Source organism: Fluviicoccus sp. (assembly GCF_030646115.1).
Classification (GTDB): domain Bacteria; phylum Pseudomonadota; class Gammaproteobacteria; order Pseudomonadales; family Moraxellaceae; genus Fluviicoccus.
Genome location: NZ_JAUSMX010000027.1, coordinates 212,117 through 224,631, shown reverse-complemented (window position 1 = coordinate 224,631; position 12,515 = coordinate 212,117). Strand labels below are relative to the sequence as shown.

The 12,515-nt window shown below is 63.7% G+C and carries 10 protein-coding genes; 2 read left to right on the top strand and 8 right to left on the bottom strand.

Translation table 11 applies throughout. The annotated features are described in order from the left end of the window. Nucleotides 1-9 precede the first annotated feature (9 nt). Complete coding sequence (locus Q7T36_RS16810) at nucleotides 10-570, bottom strand: BLUF domain-containing protein (RefSeq protein ID WP_304851429.1); 561 nt, start codon at nucleotides 568-570, stop codon at nucleotides 10-12. A gap of 348 nt (nucleotides 571-918) precedes the next feature. Between Q7T36_RS16810 and Q7T36_RS16805 the strand changes: the two genes are divergently transcribed. Next, a complete protein-coding gene (locus tag Q7T36_RS16805; protein ID WP_304851426.1) occupies nucleotides 919-1,926 on the top strand; it encodes a helix-hairpin-helix domain-containing protein in 1,008 nt (335 codons plus the stop codon). Nucleotides 1,927-1,985: 59 nt separating this feature from the next. Here Q7T36_RS16805 and Q7T36_RS16800 read toward each other — a convergent pair whose 3' ends face one another. The 7 genes from Q7T36_RS16800 to Q7T36_RS16770 all read right to left on the bottom strand — a co-directional run bounded on the left by Q7T36_RS16800 (nucleotide 1,986) and on the right by Q7T36_RS16770 (nucleotide 11,927). After that, nucleotides 1,986-3,605 carry a caspase family protein gene (locus Q7T36_RS16800; protein WP_304851422.1) on the bottom strand — a complete coding sequence of 540 codons (1,620 nt, stop codon included), beginning with the start codon at nucleotides 3,603-3,605 and terminating at the stop codon, nucleotides 1,986-1,988. Nucleotides 3,606-3,607: 2 nt separating this feature from the next. Continuing rightward, complete coding sequence (locus tag Q7T36_RS16795) at nucleotides 3,608-4,588, bottom strand: hypothetical protein (RefSeq protein ID WP_304851419.1); 981 nt, start codon at nucleotides 4,586-4,588, stop codon at nucleotides 3,608-3,610. A 52-nt stretch (nucleotides 4,589-4,640) separates the two neighbouring features. Continuing rightward, entirely contained in the window at nucleotides 4,641-6,932 is a 2,292-nt protein-coding gene (locus tag Q7T36_RS16790; RefSeq protein ID WP_304851416.1) for a bifunctional diguanylate cyclase/phosphodiesterase, read from the bottom strand. 109 nt (nucleotides 6,933-7,041) lie between these two features. Then, nucleotides 7,042-7,713 (bottom strand): hypothetical protein, encoded by a 672-nt coding sequence (locus tag Q7T36_RS16785; protein WP_304851414.1) that lies wholly within the window; start codon nucleotides 7,711-7,713, stop codon nucleotides 7,042-7,044. Between the two features lie 79 nt (nucleotides 7,714-7,792). Continuing rightward, nucleotides 7,793-9,103 (bottom strand): hypothetical protein, encoded by a 1,311-nt coding sequence (locus Q7T36_RS16780; RefSeq protein WP_304851411.1) that lies wholly within the window; start codon nucleotides 9,101-9,103, stop codon nucleotides 7,793-7,795. Between the two features lie 94 nt (nucleotides 9,104-9,197). Beyond that, entirely contained in the window at nucleotides 9,198-10,121 is a 924-nt protein-coding gene (locus Q7T36_RS16775) for a helix-turn-helix domain-containing protein (RefSeq protein WP_304851408.1), read from the bottom strand. A gap of 285 nt (nucleotides 10,122-10,406) precedes the next feature. Beyond that, nucleotides 10,407-11,927 carry an aldehyde dehydrogenase family protein gene (locus tag Q7T36_RS16770; protein ID WP_304851405.1) on the bottom strand — a complete coding sequence of 507 codons (1,521 nt, stop codon included), beginning with the start codon at nucleotides 11,925-11,927 and terminating at the stop codon, nucleotides 10,407-10,409. Between the two features lie 218 nt (nucleotides 11,928-12,145). On the opposite strand from Q7T36_RS16770, the gene Q7T36_RS16765 reads away from it, so the two are divergent. Further along, nucleotides 12,146-12,493 (top strand): hypothetical protein, encoded by a 348-nt coding sequence (locus Q7T36_RS16765; RefSeq protein WP_304851402.1) that lies wholly within the window; start codon nucleotides 12,146-12,148, stop codon nucleotides 12,491-12,493. Nucleotides 12,494-12,515: the final 22 nt, after the last annotated feature.

Genomic DNA, 12,515 nt, shown 5'->3' with positions numbered 1-12,515 from the left:
CCGCAGCGCTCAACCCCCGAAAATCCCCACCACTGACGCTCCGGCCAGAAAACCCGCCATCAGCAAAAACACCGGCTGCCGGAATACACTCACCGCCTGCGGCGGCGGCAACTGCCCGGCCACGCTTTCCAGACGCTCGCTGTCCACATCCTGCGCCGCCAGCAGCACCTTCACCAGCGCTTCGGTCATCGCGGGCGTGAACTTGTAAGGGTCAAACTTGCCCAATTGCTGCTCACGCATGAACTGGCGGATCTCCCGGTCCAGCATCGCAAATTTCATTTCCCAATCCTGAAATTCCCTCACCTTGATGGGTGTCTTGCTCAACACCTGCAAATCCTGATGACGGCTGTCCTGACGCAGCCTCTCCAGCAAATGGCTGACCGCCGACTCCTCGCCTTCCAGGCACTGAAAGAACACGCCGTTGGCGTAATAAAGCGCACCCACCAGATCACGCTTCTGGTTGTTGGTGCGTGACTGCGACAGAATCCCTGCGACTTGTTGGTCCATTCCGTCCACCGTATACGGTTTGAAGGTGGCGCGGCTTACATAGCACAGACGGACAAGGGACATGGCTACCTCAATTGCTTATGGGAAAAAGACAGTGAATACAGAATTTATTCACCGTTTGTCCTATACACAATAGAGCGATGTCGCATCATTTGTGGTGGACAAAAGCTATACGTTTTGTTTTTTGTGTAACGGCAGGGAAACGCAGACCGCTTACAGCAGAGAACCGCCGCCTAAGCAAATGGCCTCCCCTTTTCAAAGCACTGGCCACCCCGGCACAACATTTGCTTCATCTCATCAACCCAGCCCTGCTTACCCCGTCAAGGCTCAGGCCGCTTTCAACAATATTGGTCCCCGGACAAGTCATCCGGCGGGCTGAATCCCCGTTTTCACCACTTTGGAATCCCCGACATGACCATCACTCCGTTCGCGGTATGCTTTGCAGGCCAACAGTCCTATGCCCTCCAGGACGATCAGGTTTACCTGCAGGCCGAGCTGTCCCTGCCAACCTCCGGCGCCTGCTCCCCGCTGGCCCTGCAACTGTGGGCCAAGCGCGAAGATGACGCAGCCATCACCATCAAGCTGGCCGAGCTGCCCGTTTTGGCGTCCTCCCCCGACGGAAGCGGCCTGATGACGGTGCAGGGATACGCACCGCTCTCGCTCCCGGCCGGAGGTTTTTCCTATGTGCTAAGCCTGCTTGTGGTCGAAATGGGCGGTCCCGGCCTGATTGAACATGACCAGATCCTGTTTCCCAGCCCGACCGTGTTTGACCTGCCGCAACTGACCGGTACGGTCAGTGCGGAGCTTCTCGACGGCGAAATCCGGCTGACGGTGCCGGGTGTCTTCAACCCGCGTCCGGACGGCTCGCTCAGCGGCAGCCTGAGCGTGGCCTTGTGGGCCCTGCCGCAGCCTTATCAGGGCGGCGCGTTTACCGGCGTGCTGCTGGGGCACCATGATCTGGGGCAGCTGGCCGGTCAGGCCGCCCTGGCAGAACAGGTGGTGACGCTGCCGCTGGCGCTTGAGCTGGAAGGCGAATGGGAACTGACGGCGATGCTGCGGGAATGGACCGGCGGCGGCCTGCTGACGCGGGATTACCAGACACTGCCGGTCGTGATGCCTGTGGCCGCAACGGCTGAATCCGAAACGGCCTTGCCGGTCAAGGCAGAGGCCGAGGTGGCGGCGGTCAACGTCTCGACGACCGCGCCGGAACAGGCTGAGGCCGATGTTCCCGTCAAGAAAGCCAGGGTTTCGATCAATACCGCCAGTCTTGAGGCCTTGGCAACCGTGAAGGGTGTGGGGGCGAAGCTGGCCGCGGCGATTGTGGCCGGGCGCCCCTACGCGGCGCTGACCGATTTACTGAAGGTGAAAGGCATGGGGGCGAAGTTGCTGGCGAAGCTGGAAAAACTGCTGGGCTTGTAAGGTTTGCCAACCGGGATCAGGGGGCAGCCGACGCCGCCCTGACCCCGTCACCCTACTCCCTAGATATTCCCCGCCGCCTCGCACGAGGCCGCATGCACGCGGATTTCGCGCACGCCCTGGCTGCCGAAGGTGAAACGCAGGCAGCCGTAGGCCGTGGTGAAATACAGCCGCCCTGACTCCACGGCAGACGGCTGGCCGTAGATCGCCGTCACTTCGTCGTCGCTCTTGCCCAGCAGCGCCGGGGTGATGCTGCCCTTGAAGTCTGCGCGCACCTCGATGAAATCCTTGCCGGTGTACATGAAGAAGTCGTGGTCAAGAAAGAACACGCCGCCGCCGTAGTTGTAGACCTCGCCGTCAGGGGTGTCGCCGGTGAAACATGGCAGCGCCTGCTTGACCTGCGACTGGCTGAGGGTGGGCGGCAGGCCGTTCAGGCGGCCACGATTCAGGTCCAGCACCAACTTGCTGCAGCCGTCGCCTTCCGGCAGGCGCAAGGCTTCCACCCGGCTGCCCGGCTTGTCGGTCTTCAGGCTGAGGGCGTCATAAATACTGGTGCCGCCGGGGTTGCGTTCGCGCTCCTGCTGCAAGTCCTGCACCGACGGCTTTTCCGGCAGGCGCAGCGAGTCCAGCACTGAGTGGCCGGATGAGGGCTGGTACTTGTCGCGGCGCGCCTCGGCCAGCGCCGCAAACGCGCCCTGCGGGTACTGCTTGAGGTAGGCCGCGTAGTCTCCGGCGTCGGTGGAGTCCTTGACCGATTCCCAGAACAGCTGGTCCGCCGACGGCGGGGCGTTGACCGTCACCCGGTTATCCACCAGCACATTGCAGGCCTGCCCGGCAGGACAGGGCACGAAGACAAAGGACTCCTTGCCGGTGTCGTTCATCCACGCAGGCACCTGGCTTTTACCTGCCGCCTTGGCCAGTTGCAGCGCCCGGCTCTTCACCGCCGGGAAAAAGGCATCTGAGGAGTAGCCCGGATTATCCTTGTGGCGGCGCAGCTCTTCGATGGCGACACGGGTGAACACACCGTTGTTGCGCGGGGCGTTGTCGCCGGGCAGCTTGTCCAGCGAGGTGCTGCCGTTGGAGGTGGCGTAGATCACCTCGACTTGCTTGGTCAGCGGCTGGCTGGGGGTGGACTCCTCCACCACGTCGGCGCCCTTGTTGACCACCTCGTTGCGGCAGGCGTCAATCAGGAACAGGATGGAGCCGGTGTCGGGGTCAATGCGGTTGCCGAGGCTCTCGGCGATACCCTTGAGGGCAACCGCGCTGTCACGGATGGCCTGCTTGTTGCTGCGTCCGGGGGCCGGGGCATTGGCGGGAATCAGGTAACCTTCCGTGCTGCCCGCGCCGTCGGGCACCGCCGCGCCATGGCCGGAGTAGAAGAAAACCACCCGGTCATCGGGGCGAAGATCCCGGCTGAATTGCGCCACGGCGGCGCGCAGACGCTCACTGTCCACTTCGCCCTGCCCGTCGCGCACCAGCAGCGTCGTCTCGAAACCCAGGTCACGCAAGGTCTGCGCCATGTCCTCGGCGTCATTGCGCGAGTTCTGCAAGCGGCTCCAGTAGGCGTAATCCTTGATGCCCACCACCAGCGCGCGCGCGGCGGCCTGGGCGGGGGCTTGCCAGCCGGAAACCAGCAGGGCCAGTGCGCACAGCGCCGCCCGGCGATGAAATAGGCGCTGCATGCTTACAGTCCGGTGGCGTAGGGAATGTCGAGGCGGTACCACTGCCCCGCTTCCACCACGCCAATCGTGCCGTACAGGCGCTTGTCATGGGCGGAGGCCGCCAGCGGCTTGGCCGTCGCGTAGATCTCGGGCCAGCTGACATCGCCGGTGTTGGGGCAAGCGCTCACCCGGCTGAGGCGGAACTGCGGCGGGGCGGAAGGCAGCTGCGTCTGCAAGTCCTGCCATTCCTCGCTGCCCTCGCCGACATCCGCGCCACGGGTGTCGTTGCTGACCTGGCAGGGCAGCACATAGACCTGCAACGTCTCGCGCGGCAGCGTCGGCTTGATGCGGATCACCTCGACGCGCTTCTCACCGGGAATCGGGAACAGCGCCACGGTGGGGCCGTTGCCGTCATGGCCCTTGCCGACAATGAAGGTATCGCGCAGTTGCACCGGGCGGCCTTCATCCTGCACCCCTACTGCCACCAGCCCGCCGTCGGTCAGCAGGATCGACAGCTTGACCTGGGTGTACTCGGTGCCCTGCCCGCTCGACGACTTTTTCCACAACTGCGGCAGTTCCAGGTCGGCCTCGGCGGCGGGCATGCGCGGCGGCTTTACCCACGCGCCCACCGCCATGCCAAAGGCGGCCTGGCGGCTGGCGGTATTGGCGCTGTTGTATCCGCGATCGGAGGCGCCGGTGTTCGGCGTGGAAGCGGAGGGGGCAAAACCGGCGTTGGCTTGACCGGGCTGCAAGCCGCTGATGCAGGCGTCGCCGCAGTCACCGGGCAGCGGGCCGGTCATCGGCACGCCGGTTTTCTGGCCGAACCAGTTGTAGAACTTGCCGATCATGCCGTCGATGAAGGGCTTGGCCACCAAGCCCAGCACCATCATCGGCAGTCCCTTGTCGCCGCTGGATTCCGCCGCCTCTTCAGCCGCCGGGGATGACGGCGCATGCAACGCCAGGGAAACGCCCAGCAGCAGTGCGGCGGCGCGATGATCGGTCATGGGAGGCTCCATCCTGAAAAGTGGGGTTGCCGGGTACTATAGCGCAAGCCCGTTAGCGGGAACACTCATCTGCCAGCTCCGCCACCCCCTTCGGCCTGCTCAGCACAAAACCCTGAATCAGCGTGCAGCCGAACTGCCGCAAGAACCCGAACTGCGCATCCGTCTCCACGCCTTCCGCAATCACCGGCACCCCCATATGGCGGCCCAGGTCCAGCAGCGTCCGCACAATCGCCTTGTCCCCCCGGTCCTGGGGAATGCCGCGAATGAACGAGCGGTCAATCTTCAGGTACGACACCGGCAGCTCCTTCAGCCGCGACAATGACGAATGGCCCATGCCGAAGGAATCGAGGCTGATCTTGAAACCCAGCTGCCGCAACAGGCCCATCACTGGAATCAGCTTGTCGGGCTGCTTCATCACCATGCCCTCGGTCATCTCCAGGCACACCTGATGCGGGGCAATGCCGCAGGCCTCGGTCAACACCATCAGTTCCGACGGCAGCCGTCCGTTGACGAATTCCGGCGCTGCCATGTTGATGTTCACCTGCAGGTCGGCAAACCCGGCCCGGTGCAGCAGGGCCAGGTCGCGGCAGGCCTGCTCCATCACCCAGCGGCCAATCTGCAGAATCAGGCGGCTGTGCTCGGCAATGGGAATGAACACCTCCGGCGACACCAGCTCACCGTTGGCGCGCCGCCAGCGGATCAGCGCCTCCACCGCCACCATGCGCTGCCCGGAGCGGCCGAAATCGAACACCGGCTGATACTCCAGGAAGAATTCCTGCTTGATCAGGGCATGGTGCAGCTCGGCTTCCATGGTCAATTGTTGCGCCAGCGAAGACTGCTGTTCGGCCAGGTCGGCGGAGGCGCGGTCGGAGACAAAATTCAGGGCGTTGCGGCCGTTCTGCTTGCTGCGGTACATGGCGGCGTCGGCGCTGCGCATCAGCTCCGCCCCGGTCCAGCCGTTGTCGGGAAACAGGCTGATGCCAACGCTGGCGGACACCGTCAGCTCCTGCCCGCCAAACCAGAACGGGGTGCAGGCCGCCAGCAGAACCCGTTCCGCCAGCACCCGCAACAGCGACACCGACTCGGCAGGCCCGGAGACCATGGCAAACTCATCACCGCCCAGCCGCCCCACCGTACAGCCCTCCGGGGCCAGCTTTTGCAGACGCTGCGCAAATTCGCGCAGCACCGCGTTACCGGCGTCATGGCCAAAGGCATCGTTGATGGGCTTGAAGCGGTCCAGGTCAATGAAAAGCACGCCGAAGGGCACGCCGGTGGCGGTGGCGTCCAGGCAGGCCGCATCCAGCCGCTGGTTAAAATGGTTGCGGTTGGCCAGTCCGGTCAGGTCATCCACTTGGGACAGCTTGCGGATGCTTTCCTGCTGCTCCAGACGCTGCACGGCCTGCGCCACCAGCGCGCCAATCACCGAGGCCAGCGCGGGCAGCTGCGCTTCCCGCTGCCGCGAGCACTGGCTGAAGAACTCCATGACGCCGGGGCTGTGGCGGCGACCGTCGGCGGTCATGTACGACACCGGGAAGGCATAACCCGATATCAGTCCGCAACTACGGGCGCCGTCACGCCGCAGGAAATGGCGGTCATTCGCCATGTCCTCCACCCAGGTGGGCCGGGCGGTGCGCCAGACATTGCCGATCAGCCCTTCTCCCGGCCCCATGCGCAGGATGCTGCTGGCGCGGGTAAACGCGGTGAGATCGTATTCCGGGGAGTGCCAGAAGTACTTGCAGACCAGCTTGTGCGCGCCCATCGGGTGCTGCTCCAGCGCCCAGTACGCCCCCCATTCCCAGCCCAGGTTCTCGCACACCAGCTGGATCACCTTGGTGATGGCCTTGCCCAGCGAATTCGCCCCCACCAGGAAACGGCTGGACTCCAGGCTGAAGTGCTCACGCATTTGCGCCAGACGGGCCGTGGTCACATCCACCAGCACGCCGGTTTTGAGGGTGGGTTGTAAAGGGATGGGCGGCAAGGGTGTCAGCCGCAGCCAGCGCAGGCCGTCCAGCGCGTGGATGATGCGGAATTCACAATCATCAGGCCCGGCTGCCTCACCGTGGAGCGCAGACAGCACTTTGGCCCTGTCGTCAGCCACAACATGGGTCAGGGCGCTGTCCAGATGCTCATACCATCCCGCCATCACTTCCAGCAGTTGCGCCGCACCTGAGGACAACAGGAACTGACCGCTTCGCACATCCAGCCACCAGCGGCCAAAACCGGCCGCCTGCTCGGCGGCGTCAGGGTTCTGGGCCTGCGGCAGCTGCATCGCCAAGGCCGGGGTGAGGGTGGCATCCGTTGCCCTGGCGGGAAGTTTCGCCATTAACGAGGGGGAATGCGCCATGTGGTCGGTACCCTGAAGAAGGAATCGCCGGCGGCCGGAAAGACCGCCAACAGATATTCCTAGCAACTTTCAGGCCGTTTTCCGATCAAGGGCCCCGATTGCCGAATCACTAACTGTTGACCATCCGCTGCCGCAGGTAGTCGCTCAGCGCCTTCAGCTCCGCCTGGCTCAGGGCCGGAATCATCTTGCCGAAGGTGGCCGTGCTTTGCGCCTTCATCTGCCCCCGCGCCACCGAAGCCCCCTTCTTCAGCAGGAAACCCAGATTCAGCCGGTCCACAAAGCCGTCGTAGAAATGGATCAGCGCCTGGTCGGTGAATTCCGCGAACGCCTGCACCAAGACGGCCGTCTGTGCCTTGCCGCGTCCGGCGTCAATTTCGTCAAAGGCGTTCATGAAGCGCCGGTAAAGGTCTTCCGGCATCGCAAAACCGATGCGCGGCGGCTGTTGCGGCAGGCTCAGGAACACGGCGCGGATGAAGTCGGTGCGGCGGTCCACCTCGGCATTGCCGGGACTGCCCAGCATCACCTTCAGCAGGCCGTGCATGGTGGTCTTGATGAAACCGCCCAGGAACAGCATCAGGCCATGCCCCTCGCCCCCGGCTTGCTGCAGGGCCTTGACCAACAACAACAGCAGGTTGTCGATGACATCGTCTGTCAGGACCCCGGCCAAGCGGTTGGACTGCGGGTAGAGCGGTGTGGAAGACGACTTCGCCAGCTTGGCCAGCAGGTCGAGGATTTCCGCGCGGACGACATCGGTGGGGATGAAGCCGTAATAGGCGGTCATGACTTTCTCCTGAAATGATGCCCGGCCAAGCAAGACGCGGACGGCCGGGCATCATGACCGTTGCGCAAGGCACCACTGCTCAGCGAGCCGCTGCCCTGGCCTCGGTCAGCATGGCCTGCAACTCACCATCTTCCGGCAGCGCATGGCGATCCAGCAACGCCACGGCCTTGGCCGGGGCCGCCGCCATCAGGCCGCGCGCCAGACGGGCGGTCACGGCCGGATCCAGCCCGGCCTGGCTCATCGCCAGCGCATACGCACCATCCACATCTGCCGGGACCCCTTCACCTGCCAGCAGTTTCAGCGCCATCTCGCCGCCCACGTCGGTATGCCCGGCCACATAGGCCTGTTTCAGCAGGTTCCACGAGACGGCCTTGTCCTCGATATCACCGCCGGCGCGCAGCAGCGCAGTCAGCAGCCTCCAGGAGTCGGGGCTTTCCGGCAGCACCGCCGTGCGTAGCAGGTTTCGGGCATAGTCCTCGTTTCTGGGCATGCCGATGCCCAACCGGTTCATCAGGGCGCCCAGCATGATGGCATCCGCCCAGGGTTTGCTCCGAAGGCTCCTGCGGGGATTGAACAGCCCTTCTTCGTCCTGACGCATGCGTTTCAACAGCTCGGCGGCGTGGCCCGGATTGACCGGCGTGCCCAGACCGAAGGCGTGGGCGCGGATCACTTTCAGGCGGCAGGCATTGCGCGCGGAAAACATCGTGGTCTTGCGGGTATAACACTCCTGATAATATTGCAGGGCTTGCGCCAGACCTTCGGGCGTTCCCTTGCCTTCCTCGTACATGCCCAGGGCGTACGCCGACCACATATCATCAATACCCGAACCCCGCTTCCATACCAGCAGGGCCTTTTCCGTCTCGCCGGGATGCTTGCCATCGCCGGCATACAGCTCGTAGCCAAAGTCAGCCATCGGCGAATCCCGAACGACGACACTCCCTGACTCCAGATAATTCCGCTCGTTCCGGTCCAGCTCCGCCAGGAAAGACTGCCATTTATCTTCGCCCTTCAGCACCAGCTTGCGCGCCTTGCGGATGAACTTGGGATACTCGTCGCGCACCCACTGGTTGACGGCATCGGCATCAGCGCGGTCACGATCATCCGACATCTGTTGGGCGGTGCGGCCGTCATCCCACTTGCCGAGCATGGCCTTCAGCTTCTGTTCATGCTCGGCCTGAACTTCGTCGCTGCTGCGCGGGCGGCCGTCGGGCTGCGGCAAGATGACCTGCTGCAACTGCACGGAATTGCTGTTGCGCTGCCGCCACTCGCGCTGGGCTTCGTAGCTGTTCTTGTCGGTCTGGGCGCGGCCGAAGCTTTCGGCGCTATCGGACAGGGCGGGCAACGCCGTGAATAGCAGCGGCAGGCTCAGGAGAACGGGGAGATGTTTCATGGGCGATCCTTCACGTGGGATATGGGCTGTTGATACTGAAATTATCCGCGCGGCGCAAGCTTTCCGCACAGGTCCGGGGGGAAACCCAGACGGCCTATCGCCGTCCCTGCCCGTACTCCCTCGGCGACATCCCGTACTGCTGATGGAACCGTCGCGTGAAGTGACTGGGATTCACGTAACCGACCGCATAGCAAACCTCGGTCACCCCGCGCCCCGCCGCCAGCCATTCCCGCGCCCGCTCCAGCCGCCGCTGCTGGATATATTCCATCGCCCCGCACCCCACCGCCGCACGGAACTGCTCGTAGAACTTGCTGCGCGACATGCAGGCGAGGCGGCATAGCTGATCCACCTCCAGCGGCTGATCCAGATGGTCATCAATGTAGCGCAGCACAGCGGTGAGCGCATGGCGGGTGGGATCGCTGGAGGCGCAGGCCAGCAGGAACTGCCGCCCCTGCTGCCGCAGCATGCGCGACAGCAGCTCGGTGACGCCCAGATCCAGCACCAGGTCACGCTCATCATCCTGGCCGAGAAAACTGTCGACGATGCGCACCAGCAGCCGCTGCGTCGCCTCGGTATGCCAGATGTGGAACATCTGCTCCCGATGCGCATCGCGCTCGCCCAGCGACGGTGGCAGCGGCTCGTCGCGGTTCAACTGGTCACAGACCTGACGCAGGCGTTCACGGCTGATGCCCAGCGTCAGGCAACTGGTCGGCGCATCCAGACTGGCTTCCGGGAAATCAATGTCCACCGTCTCGCCCGCCCCCATCACAAAGGACTCGTGCGGCAGGAAATCGGATCGGAACTGCTGCTGGCCGTGCAGCACCTTCTTGCCGGTGATCATGCCGCAATACAGCACTTCCTCGGCATCGAGGCGCACTTTTTCGGCGGGAGTAAATGTGTCGTAAATGGAAAGTTCGGCGCCGTGGCGCTCGTAAATGGTGCGGTTTTCCACCAGCTGCGCCGGGGTTTGCCGACGGCGGTTGAAGGCGGCGCGTGACGCTAGTCCGGAATCCAGCATGACAACCTCGGAGCGAGGGGTGTTGTTGTGGTTTCCGGAGAGTGTAGGCATGGTGGCGGGCGGTTGGCTAGCGCGGGGGGATAAGTGGTGGTTTTAGTCCCCTCTCCCCTTGTGGGAGAGGGTTAGGGAGAGGGGTACGGCGGTTGGGCTTGAACCGACGGTGTGTCTTGTCGGCTTTCCGCACCCCTCTCCGGCCCTTCGGGCGTTCAGGCGGCAAGCAGCAGCGCTGCTTGAAACCCCGCCTTCACCCCCGGCCCTCTCCCACAAGGGGCGAGGGAGTAATACTTAAAAGAACCCCAACGGACTGGTGCTGTAACTCACCAGCAGATTCTTCGTCTGCTGGTAATGCTCCAGCGCCCGCTTGTGCGTTTCGCGGCCGATACCGGATTTCTTGTAGCCGCCGAAGGCCGCATGCGCGGGATAGGCGTGGTAGCAGTTGGTCCACACCCGCCCGGCCTGGATGGCTCGGCCCATGCGGTAGGCGCGGTTCATGTCGCGGGTCCACAGGCCTGCACCCAGACCGAACTCGGTGTCGTTGGCGATAGCCAGCGCCTCGGCCTCGTCCTTGAAGGTGGTGACGCCCACCACCGGGCCGAAGATTTCCTCCTGGAAGACGCGCATGTTGTTGGTGCCCAGCAGCAGGGTCGGCTGCACGTAGAAACCCTGGTCGAATTCCGCGCCCAACCGCGCCACGTCACCGCCCAGCAGCACCTTCGCCCCTTCCGCCTTGCCGACGGCGATGTAGCTCATGATGCGGTCGAACTGTTCGGCGGAGGCCTGCGCGCCCACCTGCGTTGTCGTGTCCAGCGGGTTGCCGCGGATGATGCGGGAAGACCGTTCCACCACCAGCCCGATGAAGTCGTCGTAGATGCTTTCCTGGATCAGCGCCCGCGACGGGCAGGTGCAGACTTCGCCCTGGTTGAAGAAGGCCAGTGTCATGCCTTCCACGCATTTGCTGAGGTAGTCGTCCTCGTGCTGCATCACGTCGGCAAAATAGATGTTGGGCGACTTGCCGCCCAGTTCGACAGTGCTGGGAATCAGGGTGTCGGCGGCGCAGCGCAAAATGTGCTGGCCGATGGGGGTGGAACCGGTGAAGGCGATCTTGGCGATGCGCTTGCTGGTGGCCAGCGCCTGTCCGGCTTCCTCGCCCAGACCGTTGACGACGTTGACCACGCCCGGCGGCAGCAGGTCGTTGATCAGCTCCATCAGCACCAGGATCGAGGCCGGGGTCTGCTCGGCGGGCTTCAGCACCACGCAGTTGCCCGCCGCCAGCGCCGGGGCCAGTTTCCAGGCCGCCATCAGCAACGGGAAGTTCCACGGGATGATCTGGCCGACCACGCCCAGCGGTTCGTGGATATGGTAGGCGACGGTGTGCTCGTCGATTTCGGCCATGCTGCCTTCCTGGGCGCGGATGCAGCCGGCGAAGTAGCGGAAGTGATCCGCAGCCAGCGGAATGTCGGCGGCCAGCGTTTCGCGCACGGCCTTGCCGTTGTCCCAGGTTTCGGCCACGGCCAGCATTTCCAGGTTCTGTTCGATGCGGTCGGCAATGCGCAGCAGGATGTTGCTGCGCTGGGTGGCGGAGGTCTTGCCCCACAGCGTGAAAGCGCGGTGGGCGGCGTCCAGCGCCAGTTCGATGTCTTCGGCGGTGGAGCGCGGCACCTGGCAGAACACCTCGCCGTTGACCGGGCTGATGTTGTCGAGGTATTGGCCCTTGACCGGTGGCACCCAGCCGCCGTCGATGTAGTTGTCGTAGCGGCCCTTGAAGTGGATGACGGAGCCTTCGTGGTTGGGGTTGGCGTAGATCATGGTGGAACTCCCGGTTTGTTCTTGTGTCGGGGACAGGGACGGCCCGGGTATCCGGGTCTGCTATCGCCTAACTTAGGGAATTCACAGGGCGGTGACTTGACTGGGCGTCTGGATGTGTTTGCCGGGCGTCCGGACTTGTGCCACAGGAAAATGATCTTCAGCCTACTGCAACCGCCAAACCGCTAGCCTTCCATTGGCTTTCAGCCGGGAAGCCATGTATGTTTCCGGTTAGACATCCACCGCCTGCAAGCACCGCCATGGCCTACATCTGCAACGACTGCGGCAACAAATCCAGCCAGAAATTTCCGGGGGGAAAGTGTCCCGCCTGCGACTCGTTCAACATCAAGAGCACGCAAACCAGCACACGGCAGGCCATCAATGACAAGGAGCCGAAGACGATGTTCCAGCTCGTCATCATGTTCCTGCTGTGGGGCGCCCTGGCCTATGGCTTCTGGGACCGCTATTTGCGCACGGATACGCCTTCGCCTGCGCCCCAGGCCACCGGCATGTCCAAAATGCTGGAAGACAAAATGCATCTCAATAAAGCGCCGGGTAACGAATACTGAGCGAATCAGGCCACGGCACACG

Excerpts from the sequence above, each read along its gene's own strand:
- Q7T36_RS16805 (WP_304851426.1), top strand. The coding sequence starts at position 919 with ATGACCATCACTCCGTTCGCGGTATGCTTTGCAGGCCAACAGTCCTAT.
- Q7T36_RS16775 (WP_304851408.1), bottom strand. The coding sequence starts at position 10,121 with ATGCTGGATTCCGGACTAGCGTCACGCGCCGCCTTCAACCGCCGTCGG.
- Q7T36_RS16810 (WP_304851429.1), bottom strand. The coding sequence starts at position 570 with ATGTCCCTTGTCCGTCTGTGCTATGTAAGCCGCGCCACCTTCAAACCG.
- Q7T36_RS16785 (WP_304851414.1), bottom strand. The coding sequence starts at position 7,713 with ATGACCGCCTATTACGGCTTCATCCCCACCGATGTCGTCCGCGCGGAA.
- Q7T36_RS16765 (WP_304851402.1), top strand. The coding sequence starts at position 12,146 with ATGTTTCCGGTTAGACATCCACCGCCTGCAAGCACCGCCATGGCCTAC.
- Q7T36_RS16790 (WP_304851416.1), bottom strand. The coding sequence starts at position 6,932 with ATGGCGCATTCCCCCTCGTTAATGGCGAAACTTCCCGCCAGGGCAACG.
- Q7T36_RS16800 (WP_304851422.1), bottom strand. The coding sequence starts at position 3,605 with ATGCAGCGCCTATTTCATCGCCGGGCGGCGCTGTGCGCACTGGCCCTG.
- Q7T36_RS16780 (WP_304851411.1), bottom strand. The coding sequence starts at position 9,103 with ATGAAACATCTCCCCGTTCTCCTGAGCCTGCCGCTGCTATTCACGGCG.
- Q7T36_RS16770 (WP_304851405.1), bottom strand. The coding sequence starts at position 11,927 with ATGATCTACGCCAACCCCAACCACGAAGGCTCCGTCATCCACTTCAAG.
- Q7T36_RS16795 (WP_304851419.1), bottom strand. The coding sequence starts at position 4,588 with ATGACCGATCATCGCGCCGCCGCACTGCTGCTGGGCGTTTCCCTGGCG.